The following is a 14,554-nucleotide window of genomic DNA, read 5'->3' as shown; positions in this document are numbered from 1 at the left end:
CATGTATACTAGAGGTTGTGGTTACAGCATGATTGCTTGGACCAGAAAGGGGATCTAGATATGGACAATTCATACAATCTAAAACAACTTCCTACTAAAGAAGAAAGACATAAATTATTTGGTTCTGTACCACCAGGACCTCGAACAAAACCTCATGAAAAAGAAAAAATGAAAGATTTACAAAATACAAAGCAAAATTTCTTATTCGAATTAGATGCAGTTGGTATTTCGAATGTTAAACATCCAATCAAAATTGCTAGTTCAATGACACCTGAGACACAAACGACCATTGGAACGTTTTACTTTGCCTCTTCTATTTCACAAGATTCAAAGGGCACAAACATGAGTCGGTTTACTGAACAATTGCATCATTATCACAGTGAAGGGTTCACCTTAAGCATTGAATCTTTAAAGCAATTCACACGTGACTTAAAAGATCGACTTGAGCAAAAAGATGCAGAAGTAAAAGTTGAATTTCCTTGGTTCTTTGAACGTAAAGCGCCGTACACAGATATGGCTGGAATGAACCACGCAGATGCATGGATTCACGTTCGTTATGATGAGCGAGATCATCATCAAGTCACAGTTGGACTCTCTGGTAAAGTAACTACCTTATGCCCTTGTTCGAAGGAAATCAGTGAATATAGTGCACACAACCAACGAGGGAACATGAAAATGGAAGTTGAACTTGCAGAAGATTTTGATGAAAGCCAAGCAGACTGGAAAGTTCTATTGCTTGAAGCTGCAGAATCAAATGCTAGCGCTAGAATTCATCCAGTTTTGAAACGACCAGATGAAAAAATGGTAACTGAGCAAGCTTATGAAAATCCACGGTTCGTGGAAGATATGGTTCGCCTCGTAGCTGCGGATCTTTATGAACTTAATATGATCGAGAAGTTCTACGTTAAATGTGTCAATGAAGAATCCATCCATTTACATGATGCAGTCGCTTCAATCACTTATGATAAACGTAAGAAATAATGATGAGAAGGTTTGTTATGCATGAAGCATCTATTGATTAGTCTTGTCAAATTGTATCGGAAGTGGATTTCCCCACTTCTAGGACCATCTTGTAGGTTTCAACCTACATGTTCTGAATTTAGCTTAACGGCGATTCAACGTTTTGGAGCATTTAAAGGCCTTTATTTAAGTATAAAGCGGATTTTAAAATGTCATCCTTTTCATCCTGGTGGTTTCGATCCTGTACCAGATTTGAAGAAACAGGAAAAATCGAATCATTCATAAATTGTCGTATTCCAGCGTAAATGCAAATGAAATAAGCTGTTCTTTTCACCTACCATTAAGATGAAAGGAACAGCTTTTTATTATTTAAATCGATGTAATTGTTCAAGCATACCTTCTGCTTTCAAGATATCTTTTTGAAAACTTCCGATGAGATCAAAGTGAGGATATTTTTCATGAAAATCAATCCACTCTCGCTTCAACCCATGTTTCTTTCCCCATGCCACTAGCTTTTCTACATCACAGCAACCAACCTTCGTAACTGTTTTCATTGTAGGAAACCGTTCATCCACCCAATAATGTGTTAGAAATGCAATTTTGCCGTTTTCTACGTCTTTTTTCCACTGAACAAGCTCATCTCTCTTTATTCCGAATGCCATCTGTTATGACTCCATCGCATTTAAATAAGTTTTATGTAATTCAGGGAAATGCTTTTTGATTGAGATTGGTCTAAAATTCGATTTTTTCACGCACACATGGGTCGATGTACCAGTAACAGACAACTGATTATCTTCTGTATAGATTTCATATGAATAAGTTACACGAAACCCGTTGTATTCCGAAATTTTTGTTTTGACTCTAGCTGTTTGGCCGTATCTCACAGGCGTTTTATAAGAGGCTTGGATGTCGATGACTGGTGCTAGAATACCTTCTTCTTCCATCGCTATATAATCAAACCCCAATTGTTCGATTAGTCGGGTTCGTCCGATTTCAAACCAAACAAAATAATTTGAATGATAAACAACACCCATTTGGTCTGTTTCTTGATAACGTACGGTAACATCTGTTTGATTGATGATCATCGCTGTTTCTCCCTTCCATTTCTCTCTTATCTTATCGTATCATATTTTTTGGTAAATCGGCATCGATGAAAGATTAGTTCTCTGATTAAGAGACATAACACAAACTAGTTTACGTAATAAACGTTATGTAAATTAAGTAGATTTAACCTTTGTCTGTAGAAAATACCCCGGACACAGAAAGTAGTTTCTCTGCCCGGGGTAAAACATCAGTTTAATCTTCTAACCGTTGTTGATACGCATGTTCTTCTCGCACTTCTTCTCTCATAGCTTCAATGGACTCTTTTCTTCGTTCGTTCTTTAGCCTAATTTGTTCCTTCTCTTCGTCAGTAGCTGTTTCCATAGATGCCTCTGCTTCTCTAAAGTTTTGAATTGTATGCTGTATATTTTCCTGTAATCTCTCTACATTATCTGAACGATCATCTGGATTTGAATGTCTATCTGACACGAAACCACTCTCCTTAATTTTTATTTCATTGAGTAGGTTTGTCAGAATAGGTAATTTTTATGCATTAGGGCTTGGTTGTTTGATCACTTCAAATTTTTTATCCAACCTGTCATAAATTTTATCAATTTCTTTCGGATCTTTCATAATCCGATCCTTTTCTTGTTGGATCAATGTTTGGAAAGATAATTGGTTATTTCTTCGCATCCATCATAACTTCCTTTCTACATAGATTTTCGATTTGCATCTACTATGTAGAATTGTCCAATTATTGATTATTTATACTTAATCTAGTTGTTTTATTTTTTCTTCCATCTCTTCATAAGTCATCGGACCAATTTTTTTAGGAAGTTGAATGACACCTTCAGAATTCACAAAATAAGTGACGGGCATACTCATCGCCTGATAACGCAACGTTACTTCTCCAGATTCGTCTAATAAAATTGGAAAGGTAAGATCTCTTTCCTCAACGAATTCACGTACTTGATCAACTGACGACTCGGAGTGCAATGCATTCACCGCAACGATCTCTACATTTTCATACTTGTCTTGAATTTCTTGCATATGAGGCATTTCTTTACGGCAAGGTGGACACCATGTTGCCCAGAAATTCACGAAAACCTTTTTACCTTTAAAATCCTGCAATTGTTTTGTTTGTCCATCCAGCGTTTTTAGCTGGAAATTCGGCGGTACATCACCGACTTCAATATCCGTTGTGTCCACGTCCATTCCTTCTGGCTGAATGTACATCATTCCATCTTCAGGATCGTTTTGATTACTCTTGTTATCTTCGAGAATATTAAATATAATTACTCCGCTCAGTGTAATGATGACGCTAAGTGCGATTAGTCTTTTGACCAACATCTAGGGGCTTCCTCCTCATGTAAACGAATATCAATCATTTTATTCCATCATATCAAAAGAAATGGTTTATCAGTAACTTGGAAGACAACAAAACTGTGAAGTATGTAGTTTCTAACGATTTTCTAACGCAAAATAAAACCCGAAAGTCATCAATGTGACTTTCGGGTTTGTTTTATAGTTATCTTTACACTGTTTCTAGTTTTTTACGTAACACGAGTTGTAGGATACCACCATGACGGTAATAATCTAACTCAACGTCACTATCGAAACGTGCAACGACTTCGAATTCAGTCTTCTTGCCGTCTTCATCAGTAGCTGTTACTTTTACAAGGCTTCCTGGTTTAACGTCTTCGCGAACGTCGACATCAATTGTTTCTTTACCAGTTAGGCCAAGAGATTCTACTGTATCACCTTTTTGGAACTGAAGTGGCAATACGCCCATCATTACTAGGTTAGAACGGTGAATTCTTTCAAAGCTTTCAGCAATGACCGTTTTAATACCTAGTAGATCTGTACCTTTGGCAGCCCAGTCACGTGAACTTCCCATTCCGTAGTCACTACCTGCGATGACAACTAAGCCTGTACCATCTTCTTGGTAACGCATAGCTGCATCATAAATAGGCATAACTTCACCAGTTGGCCAGTACGTTGTATAACCGCCTTCTTTTCCGTTGGCAATCTCGTTACGAATACGGATATTTCCGAATGTACCTCTCATCATGATTTCATGGTTACCACGACGAGAACCGTAAGAGTTAAAGTTACGTGGTGAAACATCTTTTTCCATCAAATACTGACCCGCTGGCATATCTTTTGGAATAGCACCAGCTGGTGAGATGTGGTCTGTTGTTACAGAGTCACCAAACTTACCGATGACGCGTAGTCCACTAAGTGGTCTAATACTTTCTGGATCTTTCGCCATGTTTTCGAAAAATGGTGGATTTTGAATATACGTTGAATTCTCATCAAAATCATATAACGGCTGATCCGTTGTTTCAATTTGATTCCACTTTTCGTTGGAATTGAAAACCGATTCATATTCTTTACGGAAGATTTCCGGTGTGACAACTGCATCAATTTGTTTCTGAATTTCATCAGATGCTGGCCAGATATCTTTAAAGAATACATCGTTTCCTTCGCGATCTTGACCTAATGGTTCATTCATCAAATCAATATCAACTGTACCAGCAAGTGCATATGCAACAACTAATGGTGGTGAAGCCAAGTAGTTCGCACGCACAAGTGGGTGGATACGTCCTTCAAAGTTACGGTTACCAGAAAGAACAGAAGCAACAGTTAAGTCAGAATCAGCAATTGCTTTTTCAATTTCTGGCAATAATGGACCAGAGTTTCCGATACAAGTTGTACATCCGTAACCAACCAAGTTAAATCCTAACTGGTTTAAGTATTCCATCAAACCAGAATTTTCAAGGTAGTTTGTTACAACTTTTGAACCTGGCGCCAATGAAGTTTTTACATACGCAGGAACATTTAATCCTTTTTCAACAGCATTCTTCGCAAGTAAACCAGCACCTAACATAACATGTGGGTTAGACGTGTTTGTACAAGATGTAATTGCTGCGATCGCCAATGCACCAGTTTTCATTGTTGCTTCAGTACCATCGTTAAATTTAACGACAGCTTCTTTAGCAACCTCTTCATCACTCAATCCGAACCCTTGGTTACCTTGTGGAGCAGTTAGAGATTTGTTGAATGATTGTTTCATATCTGAAAGTCTGATCAAATCTTGAGGACGTTTTGGTCCAGATAAATTTGGCTCAATTTCAGAAAGATCGATTTCAACTAAGTCTGTGAATTTAGGATCTTCTTGATTCGGTGTATAGAATAGATCGTTTTTCTGTAAATATTCTTTTACAAGAGCGATATGCTCTTCTGAACGACCTGTCAAACGTAAATATTTAAGTGCTTCTTCATCAACTGGGAAGAAACCACATGTCGCACCATATTCAGGTGCCATGTTGGAGATCGTTGCACGGTCAGCAAGTGGCATAGACGTTAAGCCATCTCCGAAGTATTCTACGAATTTACCAACAACGTTTTTCTCACGTAGCACTTGTGTAACTTTTAGTGCTAAGTCAGTTGCAGTTGCACCTTCTGGGAATTCACCTGTTAGTTTAACACCGATTACTTCAGGTGCTGGGAAATATGAAGGCTGACCTAACATTCCTGCTTCAGCTTCAATACCACCGACACCCCAGCCTAGTACACCTAGACCGTTGATCATCGTTGTATGTGAGTCAGTACCGAATAAAGTGTCAGGGAATGCGTCATACGTACCGTCATCTTTTTCGATTTCATGAACGACGTTTGCTAGGTACTCTAAGTTTACTTGGTGAACAATACCTGTTGCTGGTGGAACAGCGCGGTAGTTGTCAAAAGCTTTCTGAGCCCAATGCAAGAATTCATAACGCTCCATGTTACGGTCAAATTCCATTTCCATGTTAACGCGAAGTGCATCAGGTGTACCGTAAGCATCTACTTGTACGGAGTGGTCAATTACTAGATCTACAGGTACTTCTGGATTAATTTGGTCAGGACTTCCACCCATATCTACCATTGCTTTACGCAAAGAAGCCAAATCTACTACAGCTGGAACACCTGTAAAGTCTTGTAAAATGACACGTGAAGGTTTAAATGGAACATCCACTTTTTCACCTTTCACCCACTGAGCTAATTTTTCAACATGCTCATCCTTGATGACGTGTCCATCATACTGTCTCAATACAGATTCAAGTAGGACACGGATTGAAAAAGGTAATTCAGAGATCTTTCCTAGACCTTTTTCTTCCAATGCTTTCATGTGATAATAATTGTACGTTTTGCCATTCAATTCAAATTGTTTCTTGGCATTAAAAGCATTATTGTCTACCATCATTTTTACCCCCTTATTATGTAGTTTGATTGTTTAAAAGATTTCTTGAAAATATAGGTACAGAATTCTCTTTGACTCTGCCGTATTACATTTTATATGAAAATAGATTATAAGTAAAATAATTAAGAGGATTTATGACAGAATGGTTAAAATCATTGATTTATACGACGTTTCAATCTAAATCTTTGAACGAAATTCTAAAGTTGCTGCCTTTTATTTCTCTGTCTTTCACTTCCAACTTTGCTCCATGATTTTTCAAAATTTGTTTTGTTACCATCAAACCAAGGCCTGTACCATTTTGTTTTGTAGTATAAAATGGTTCTCCTAACTTCTCTTTCATCTCTTCCGGCACGCCTGGACCTTCATCCATCACTTCGATGAGAAGTTGTTCCTTTGTATGTATGTGGATTTCAATCGTACCGTTTTCTTCCATCGCTTCAATTGCATTTTTAATTAAGTTGATAAGTACCTGCTTAAATTGTGACCGGTCACAATTTAACATAAATTCTTCACAATCAAATTTCTTTTTTAACCGGATATCATGCATGCGAGCTTGAGAATTCATTAATAGACATACTTCTCCGACTAGTTCGATCAAATTTTCTCGTTTTAATTCATTTGGCGACGGCTTTGCTATAAACAATAGTTCCTTTGAAATCGCTTCAATCTTTTCGATTTCTTCTTTCATGATTTTTAAGTAAGTACCGCTATTATCCATTCCTGCTTCCATCAACTGTAAAAAGCCTTTCAAAGAAGTGAGTGGATTACGAATCTCATGCGCTACACTTGCAGCTAGTTGGCCGGCACTTGATAGCTTTTCTGATTGAATTAATAAATTTTCAGTTTCCAAAATATTCGTAATGTCCTTTGCTAAAAAAATATAAAATATATCTCCAGTTTTATCGTAAATCATCTTCCCCATAGACACTTCATGACGTCTCAGCTCATTATTTACATTAATGACTCGAAAAACATTACGTTTAATCGCATTAACTTCCAGTTGATTGATCTCTTGCAGGAATTTCTCGGAATCAACGGAATCAACAAAGGTGATAGCGGACTCTCCAATCACCTGTTCTCTTGTAAATCCTGCTTTTTCTATTGAATGCGACGCATGTTGAATGATTAACTCTTCATCACAGAGAAAAAAATAATCACTGATCTGCTCATCAATCCATTCAAAAGCTTGCTGTAGCAATTCTTCATTGTGATTATTAATAAGCATTCATTCTCCACCAACCCTCTTGTTAAAACATTAATACAAATTATGAGGAGAGATAACAGATTATTACACCTGTTTATAATAATAGCCAAAAACAAGTAAATTGTCTAAATATTTTATATTGTTTTCATGTATTTCATGAATTTGTAACGGTTAATTGATTGAGAATCGTCAAACTCCGTCGTATAATAAAAAGAGAAATGCACTGATATATTGAAGAGAGTGAAAGATATTGGATACATTGATTGCATTGCTTATTATCGGTTGGACAACTTTGTTAGTCGTTTTAATGGGAATCGGCGGATTCTTCATGTTCCGCAAGTTTTTGAAGAAGATGCCTAAAGCAGATGGGAAGTCAATTATTGATTGGGAAGAATACTATATCGATGAATCTCTCCATATGTGGGATGACGATGCAAAGAATCTTCTGAACGAACTGGTAGAGCCTGTCCCTCAATTATTCAGAGACGTCGCGAAACAAAAAATTGCTGCAAAGATTGCCGAGTTAGCGCTAAAAAGACGTAAAGAAAAAATCACTTTAGACGTTATGATCGAGGGATATATTAAAGCTACACCAAAAAGGGACCATAAGTTTTTGGTGAAAACGCTTAAAGAAAAAAATATCGATTTTAACCGATATGAACATTTAATAGAAATATAAAAGGTAAAGAGCTGCATGCAATTTGCAACTCTTTACCTTTTATTTTGGTACTATTCGTTTTTGAAAGCTTAAAAATTTGATGAGCATGACCATCCGCCATGTGAATAACATGCCGAATGCAAGCAAGTAAAACATCCCCGCTAACTCACCTATTTCAATGTATTGGCCCATATATTGTTTTGTAACAAGTCGAACGACCAATAGTACTACTAAAATAATCGGAAACATTTTAGAAGGCTTTAAATAAATATCTCCGTCTTTATATTCGAAATTCGATGTGAAAATAAGAAATAGCGAAAATATAATCCCAACACCTATTGCTTCAGCTACTTGAATCCATTCAACCCTGAAATATGGAAAAACAAACATTAATGCTCCTGTACTCATAAACAATGGAGGCAATACGATCCGTTTCACTGATGTCGGTCTATTTGCTGCCTTCATACGAACAAAAACCATTCCAATCGCCATGAAAAAAGCAACAATGGATGCAGCAATGACAAAAAACGTTTTCATAACCTTACATCCCTGCCTGTTCTTGTGAATCTTCCTTTTGATCCGTAGCGATTGTTAAAATAATTGTCATGGTGACACCTACAACAGTTAAGTAAACCCCTAAGTCAAAAATCATTGCAGTTGCTAATTCTGTTTTACCCATTATTGGCAAGTTAAAATAGCCAAACGTTTGTGTTAGAAACGGTTCGCCGAAAATGAAAGCTCCGATACCTGACAACGTCGCAACTAACAGGCCAATCGCCAACATTGCACGAAAATTAATCGGCAATACTTTTGACATGTTTTCATATCCATAAGTAATAAACATGAGAATGAATGCCGCTGCTGTCATTAATCCGCCAATAAATCCGCCACCCGGCGCATTATGACCAGCGAAGAACAAGTACACAGAAAATCCTAATAAAATGAAGGCAATTAACTGTGTCATTGTACGTAAAATTAGATCATTATAATTTTTCATCAGTATAATACTCCCTCAGATGATATGTTCTACATCTTATTTTAATATACTTGCTTAATAAGAATCAAATTCGACTTAAAAACCAGTGAAACCAAAGAAGTTTGCTAGGTAATTTGTCAAAATGCGTAACCAATCAAAAAACAATGCGATTCCGAGGAAAATCAAGATGTATCCACCGATTCTCATGATTTTCTGTGAGTTTCGTTTCAACCAACCCATCCGATCAATAAAGAATGACAGAATGAAAAACGGTATCGCAAAGCCTAATGAATAAGCGGACATTAAAAGCACACCAGAATCAGGATTCGTGTAAGCCAAAGAAATAACTGCTGCTAAAATTGGTCCTGTACACGGTGTCCAACTCATTGAAAAAGCTGCACCAATTAAAATGGAACCCAAATAGCCTGCTGGACGATTTTTGAAAGTCACTTTCCGTTCTTTCATTAAGAAATCAAAGTTAAACACACCTAACATAACAAATCCGAAAAAGATAATTAGTAATGCTCCAACTTGGCGAATTAAATCACGATATTGAATGAGAAAATCTCCGATTACATATCCTGAAAACCCGAGCATAATGAAAATGGATGAAAAACCGATTAAGAAAAAGAGTGTATGTAGCATACTTCGTTTTCTTAACATACCCTTTTCATTTTTTAATTCTTCAAGACTCATTCCAGTAATATAGGAAAGGAATACCGGATATAGCGGTAAAACACATGGTGAAATAAACGAAAGAAAACCTGCTCCAAATGCAAGGAACATATTCACGTCCGCAACCATACTCACACGCTCCAATCAAACTAAACTTTAACCCACTTTCAGATTAACAGATCGACCGCCAAATATAGAATAAAAGGATTGACAGTTTCATGACGATCGATTAAATAGACAAAAAAGGGTAAGCATTCGATTCAACTGCTCACCCTTCATCGTTATTTTTTCTTCTTTTTGTCTTGATTTTCCATTTGTTGTGTCATGCCACGCATCATTTGATTAATTTTCTTTTGAGATGGCTTCTGACCCATTTGCATCATCATTGTACGTAACATTTGCTCATTAATTGGCGGATTTTTCTTCAAGTAATTCATCATTGTCTTTCTAGCAATGAAGAAACCTAAAATTAGCCCGATTACCAACGTTGCAAGAGCAATTAATACAACCCAAATCGTGCCCATGCTTCAACTTCCTCCTTCTTGTTGACTCGTACACATTATATTAAAACGAATAACTAAAAACAATAGCAAGATTCATATGAATAATAACAAATTTTATGATCGTTCACATAATCAAGTGAGGTTCTATAAAAGAACCTCACTTGAAATCATTATTTAGATAGAAGCTCTTTTGCTTTTTGAATAACATTTTCTACTGTAAATCCGTATTTTTCAATGACGACATCTCCTGGTGCGGATGCGCCGAATTGATCGATGCCGAGCACAGTTCCATCTAAACCGACATAGCGCTCCCAACCGAATGGCGAGGCCATTTCGACAGCTATCCGCTTAGTGACTGTTTTTGGCATGACTTTATTTTTATACTCAGTAGATTGTTTTTCGAAACGATCCCAAGATGGCATACTAACGACTTGTGCATCAATACCATCTTCTTTTAATTTTTTGCTAGCCTCATAAACGAGTTGAACTTCTGATCCTGATGCCATTAATAATAAATCTGGCGTTTCTTTTTCTGCTTCTTTTAGAACATAGGCGCCCTTTTCTACCCCTTCACTTGCACGTTCTTGAGTTTCAGGAAGTACAGGGAGTCCTTGTCGCGTCAATACTAAAGCCGTTGGATGATCTTCTGCTTGAATGGCTTGCTCCCATGCAGCTTTTGTTTCATTCGCATCCGCCGGGCGAATTAATGATAAGTTCGGCATCGCACGCAAGGATGGAAGCTGCTCAATTGGTTCGTGTGTTGGACCATCTTCACCAACAGCGATTGAATCATGCGTGAATACGTATGTCACTGGTACACCCATTAGTGCAGATAAACGAATTGCTGGTCGCATGTAATCACTGAATACGAAGAATGTTCCGCCGTATACTCTTAAACCGCCATGAAGTGCCATACCATTCATTGCACAAGCCATCGCAAACTCTCTGACACCAAACCAAATGTTACGACCGCTATATGTTGGATATTTAAAGTCATCTTCTTCTTTTACAGCCGTTTTATTCGAACCAGCAAGGTCGGCACTACCACCGATGAAGTTTGTGATTTTTGATGAAATTTCATTGATGATTTCACCAGAAACAGCTCTTGTTGCAACAGGCTTCGTGTTTTCGTCATAGCTAGGTAACTCAACATTCCAACCTTCTGCTAAGTTTCCTGCCAATGCGTTTTCGAATTCTTGCGCTAATTCAGGATAAGCTTCTTTATACTTTTCCATCATTTCATTCCACTGGTTTTCAGCTTGCTGGCCACGCTCAGCTACTGTTTTTTCAAAGTGCTCTTTCACTTCTTCTGGAATATAAAAATCATCCTCGAATGTCCACTTATAATATTCTTTTGTCATTTTCGCTTCATCAGAGCCTAATGGTGCTCCGTGCGCATCTGATTTACCGGATTTCGATGGAGAGCCATAGCCAATAACCGTTTTAACTTCAATCATTGTCGGTTGCTCTTTATTAGCCTTCGCGTCTTTTAACGCTTGTTCAATTGCGGCTGTGTCATTTCCATCTTCCACGCGAATGACTTGCCATCCGTAAGCTTTATAACGATCTTCAACACTTTCGGAAAATGCCCGGTCTAAATCGCCGTCTAATGAAATATCGTTTGAATCATACATCACAATTAACTTTCCTAGCTTTAAGTGACCTGCAAGAGAAGCGGCCTCTTGGGACACACCTTCCATAAGGTCGCCATCACCGCAAATTGCGTACGTGTAATGATCAACGACTTCAAAATCATCACGGTTATACTGGGAAGCCATGTATCGTTCAGCCATTGCCATACCAGTAGCCATCGCAATCCCTTGCCCTAATGGTCCTGTTGTCGCTTCTACACCGTCTGTATGTCCAAATTCCGGATGTCCTGGTGTGTTCGAACCCCACTGACGGAAGTTTTTAATATCATCTAGGGTTACTTGAAAACCGGATAAATGCAATAAGGAATATAACAACATAGATCCATGACCTGCAGAAAGAACAAATCGATCACGGTCAAACCAATTTGAATTCTTTGGGTTTTGATTCATTACCTTTGTCCATAACGTATAGGCCATCGGAGCAGCCCCCATAGGCATACCTGGGTGACCTGAATTTGCTTTTTCAACTGCGTCGATTGACAATGTTCGAATCGTATTTATTGCTAATGACTCAATATTCTCGCTCATCTTATAGAAGACTCCCTTCACTTCTTTATTCCATTTTCAATGCTATAATTAATTTGTCCATTTGACAAGTTATATCAAGAGTCAAACAAATATATTTGGAAAACCGACAAATTTGCCAATCCATTAAAAAAAGTGCAAACCAAAATGATTTACACTTCCTAGTGTTCGTTCCGTCTTTTTTCTTCTTTTAATTTTTCCGGTGTAACATCTGTACCTTCCGGGTCAACTACTTTAATGGATTTTAAATGATTCTTGAATGCCCCGCGAAATTCCTGTAAATACTCTTCTCTTAGCTCGCGCTGCTCTTCTTTTTCGCTTTTAGATAATCCTTCGTTTTTACTTTTTTTCGACAGTTCACTGATGCGGTTCAATTTATCTTTAGAAAGCATGAAATAAACTCCTTTTTCAACTATTTATCAGTATCTTAAATGGTTTTTCAATTTTAAACAAGAATTCCGAACTGAAAACGAACGAACGTTTGCTTTCCGGTCGCTTTATTGGTATACTACGAATAGTAAATAAAGACGTAGGGGTGAAAGAAAGTATGAAAAAACTATCCAAACGTCAGAAGGACATATTCGACTTTTTAGTAAGCGAAGTAAAAACAAAAGGATATCCACCTTCTGTTCGTGAAATAGGAAAAGCTGTCGGGCTTGCATCCAGTTCAACTGTCCATGGACATCTATCCAGGCTGGAAGACAAAGGTTTTATCCGTCGCGACCCGACAAAGCCACGCGCTATTGAAATCATCTATGTAGACGAAAATGCAGTACATGAACGGGAAGCAATCTATGCACCCTTAGTCGGAAAAGTAACAGCCGGTGAGCCAATAACAGCGGTCGAAAATATTGAAGAGTATATTCCTCTACCAGCTGGGATTTCCGCTTCTGAAGAAAACATCTTCGTCCTTACCGTTCAAGGTGATAGTATGATTGAAGCGGGTATTTTCAATGAAGACCTTGTGATTGTTCGGAAACAAGCAACCGCTGATAACGGCGATATTGTTGTCGCGATGACAGAAGAAAACGAAGCAACCGTTAAACGCTTCTTCAAAGATAAAAACAATTATCGCTTGGAGCCAGAAAATCCTACGATGGAACCGATTATCTTAAATCAGGTTACCGTTTTGGGTAAAGTGATCGGACTATATAGAAATATTCATTAATAACCCAAACACTTGAATCGACAACCGGTTCAGGTGTTTTTTTATGATATAGTGAAGAGAGTCATTTAGGAAAGGTTGTGTTAGAAATGAACATGTTTATTCGTTTAATGAAGGGGATTAGCGAGTAATTCTGTAATTTTTGAATGCTCGCGGTTAAAATTGAACACATTGGAGGAGCATTCATGTTAAATAAACAAGGCTTTAATTTGTGGGCTGATTACTATGATCGAACCGTACAACTAAGTGAAGAAAATGATTCCTATCCATTTGCCGGCTATAAAGAGATTTTGAATACTATCTTTAATGAGGCAATGCAAACGGAGCAATCCTCAGTTCTAGACATCGGCATTGGCACAGGAACATTAACGAGCAAGCTTTATGAATATGGTCACCAGATTGATGGGATAGATTTTTCATCGGAAATGATTGCGATAGCACAAGAGAAAATGTCTTATGCCCAACTCTATGAATGGGATATTACCGATGGTTTACCCAGACAAATTCAAGGAAAAACCTATCAAACAATTATTAGCACGTACACACTACACCACTTAACAGACGAGAAGAAGGTTCAATTTATTGCCAGCCTCCTTCCTCTTTTAAGAGATGATGGTAAACTATTGATTGGTGATGTAGCATTTTGGTCTCGGGTAAAGCTTGAGAAGTGTCATCAACATTACCTTGATGAATGGGACCATGATGAATTTTATTTTGTTTATGAGGAATTGAAGGAAGTACTAGAGGATCTTTGTACTATTCATTTTCATCCTGTTTCTTATTGTGGTGGCATATTCGTAATTTCAAACATGAGTTAAAGCATTTTTGGTATTTGTATTAAGTTAGGACTAGATTTGTGAGGTTGGGACAAAATCTTTAAAGTTGACACAGATACGAACATTCTAATTCAGCGTGTCGGAAATACCCGCTTCGGAAATATACTTCGCTTTTA

At 37.6% G+C, this 14,554-nt stretch carries 18 protein-coding genes; 5 read left to right on the top strand and 13 right to left on the bottom strand.

The genetic code is table 11. From position 1 onward, the window contains the following. The first annotated feature begins 60 nt into the window (after window positions 1-60). On the top strand, window positions 61-981 hold the full coding sequence (folE2, locus tag KC820_RS03230) for a GTP cyclohydrolase FolE2 (RefSeq protein ID WP_212368027.1): 921 nt from the start codon (window positions 61-63) through the stop codon (window positions 979-981). A 21-nt stretch (window positions 982-1,002) separates the two neighbouring features. Further along, complete coding sequence (gene yidD, locus KC820_RS03225; RefSeq protein WP_212368024.1) at window positions 1,003-1,245, top strand: membrane protein insertion efficiency factor YidD; 243 nt, start codon at window positions 1,003-1,005, stop codon at window positions 1,243-1,245. Between the two features lie 80 nt (window positions 1,246-1,325). Here the strand turns inward: yidD and KC820_RS03220 are convergent, their stop codons facing one another. The 7 genes from KC820_RS03220 to KC820_RS03190 form a co-directional block, all read right to left on the bottom strand. Continuing rightward, window positions 1,326-1,622 (bottom strand): hypothetical protein, encoded by a 297-nt coding sequence (locus KC820_RS03220; protein WP_212368021.1) that lies wholly within the window; start codon window positions 1,620-1,622, stop codon window positions 1,326-1,328. 3 nt (window positions 1,623-1,625) lie between these two features. Then, on the bottom strand, window positions 1,626-2,045 hold the full coding sequence (locus tag KC820_RS03215) for an acyl-CoA thioesterase (protein ID WP_212368018.1): 420 nt from the start codon (window positions 2,043-2,045) through the stop codon (window positions 1,626-1,628). Between the two features lie 211 nt (window positions 2,046-2,256). Then, window positions 2,257-2,490, bottom strand: coding sequence for a small acid-soluble spore protein Tlp (gene tlp / locus KC820_RS03210; RefSeq protein ID WP_144087841.1), 234 nt, complete (start codon window positions 2,488-2,490; stop codon window positions 2,257-2,259). Between the two features lie 57 nt (window positions 2,491-2,547). Further along, window positions 2,548-2,694 carry an FbpB family small basic protein gene (locus tag KC820_RS03205; RefSeq protein ID WP_144087840.1) on the bottom strand — a complete coding sequence of 49 codons (147 nt, stop codon included), beginning with the start codon at window positions 2,692-2,694 and terminating at the stop codon, window positions 2,548-2,550. Between the two features lie 78 nt (window positions 2,695-2,772). Further along, on the bottom strand, window positions 2,773-3,351 hold the full coding sequence (locus KC820_RS03200; RefSeq protein WP_212368015.1) for a TlpA family protein disulfide reductase: 579 nt from the start codon (window positions 3,349-3,351) through the stop codon (window positions 2,773-2,775). 184 nt (window positions 3,352-3,535) lie between these two features. Then, window positions 3,536-6,244 (bottom strand): aconitate hydratase AcnA, encoded by a 2,709-nt coding sequence (acnA, locus tag KC820_RS03195; protein ID WP_212368012.1) that lies wholly within the window; start codon window positions 6,242-6,244, stop codon window positions 3,536-3,538. 172 nt (window positions 6,245-6,416) lie between these two features. Beyond that, a complete protein-coding gene (locus KC820_RS03190) occupies window positions 6,417-7,469 on the bottom strand; it encodes an ATP-binding protein (RefSeq protein WP_144087837.1) in 1,053 nt (350 codons plus the stop codon). Window positions 7,470-7,695: 226 nt separating this feature from the next. Between KC820_RS03190 and KC820_RS03185 the strand changes: the two genes are divergently transcribed. Continuing rightward, window positions 7,696-8,127 (top strand): DUF2621 family protein, encoded by a 432-nt coding sequence (locus KC820_RS03185; protein WP_377862719.1) that lies wholly within the window; start codon window positions 7,696-7,698, stop codon window positions 8,125-8,127. Window positions 8,128-8,166: 39 nt separating this feature from the next. Here KC820_RS03185 and KC820_RS03180 read toward each other — a convergent pair whose 3' ends face one another. The 6 genes from KC820_RS03180 to KC820_RS03155 all read right to left on the bottom strand — a co-directional run bounded on the left by KC820_RS03180 (window position 8,167) and on the right by KC820_RS03155 (window position 12,829). After that, a complete protein-coding gene (locus KC820_RS03180) occupies window positions 8,167-8,643 on the bottom strand; it encodes a CcdC family protein (RefSeq protein ID WP_144087835.1) in 477 nt (158 codons plus the stop codon). Window positions 8,644-8,647: 4 nt separating this feature from the next. Further along, window positions 8,648-9,103, bottom strand: coding sequence for a Na(+)/H(+) antiporter subunit B (locus KC820_RS03175; RefSeq protein ID WP_144087834.1), 456 nt, complete (start codon window positions 9,101-9,103; stop codon window positions 8,648-8,650). 75 nt (window positions 9,104-9,178) lie between these two features. Next, window positions 9,179-9,886, bottom strand: coding sequence for a cytochrome c biogenesis CcdA family protein (locus KC820_RS03170; RefSeq protein WP_144087833.1), 708 nt, complete (start codon window positions 9,884-9,886; stop codon window positions 9,179-9,181). Between the two features lie 152 nt (window positions 9,887-10,038). Then, window positions 10,039-10,281, bottom strand: coding sequence for a YneF family protein (locus tag KC820_RS03165; RefSeq protein WP_144087832.1), 243 nt, complete (start codon window positions 10,279-10,281; stop codon window positions 10,039-10,041). Between the two features lie 149 nt (window positions 10,282-10,430). Next, window positions 10,431-12,440 carry a transketolase gene (gene tkt / locus KC820_RS03160; protein WP_212368005.1) on the bottom strand — a complete coding sequence of 670 codons (2,010 nt, stop codon included), beginning with the start codon at window positions 12,438-12,440 and terminating at the stop codon, window positions 10,431-10,433. Between the two features lie 158 nt (window positions 12,441-12,598). Next, complete coding sequence (locus tag KC820_RS03155) at window positions 12,599-12,829, bottom strand: DUF896 domain-containing protein (RefSeq protein ID WP_212368003.1); 231 nt, start codon at window positions 12,827-12,829, stop codon at window positions 12,599-12,601. 155 nt (window positions 12,830-12,984) lie between these two features. Between KC820_RS03155 and lexA the strand changes: the two genes are divergently transcribed. Together lexA and KC820_RS03145 are read left to right on the top strand one after the other, a co-directional pair. Continuing rightward, a complete protein-coding gene (lexA, locus tag KC820_RS03150) occupies window positions 12,985-13,605 on the top strand; it encodes a transcriptional repressor LexA (protein ID WP_212368000.1) in 621 nt (206 codons plus the stop codon). Window positions 13,606-13,787: 182 nt separating this feature from the next. After that, window positions 13,788-14,420, top strand: coding sequence for a class I SAM-dependent DNA methyltransferase (locus KC820_RS03145; RefSeq protein ID WP_212367998.1), 633 nt, complete (start codon window positions 13,788-13,790; stop codon window positions 14,418-14,420). Window positions 14,421-14,554 lie beyond the last annotated feature (134 nt).

Source organism: Allobacillus saliphilus, from assembly GCF_018138385.1.
Lineage (GTDB): Bacteria > Bacillota > Bacilli > Bacillales > Alkalibacillaceae > Allobacillus > Allobacillus saliphilus.
Note: the sequence above shows the minus strand (reverse complement) of the source record. Positions and strands in the feature narration are given on the sequence as shown.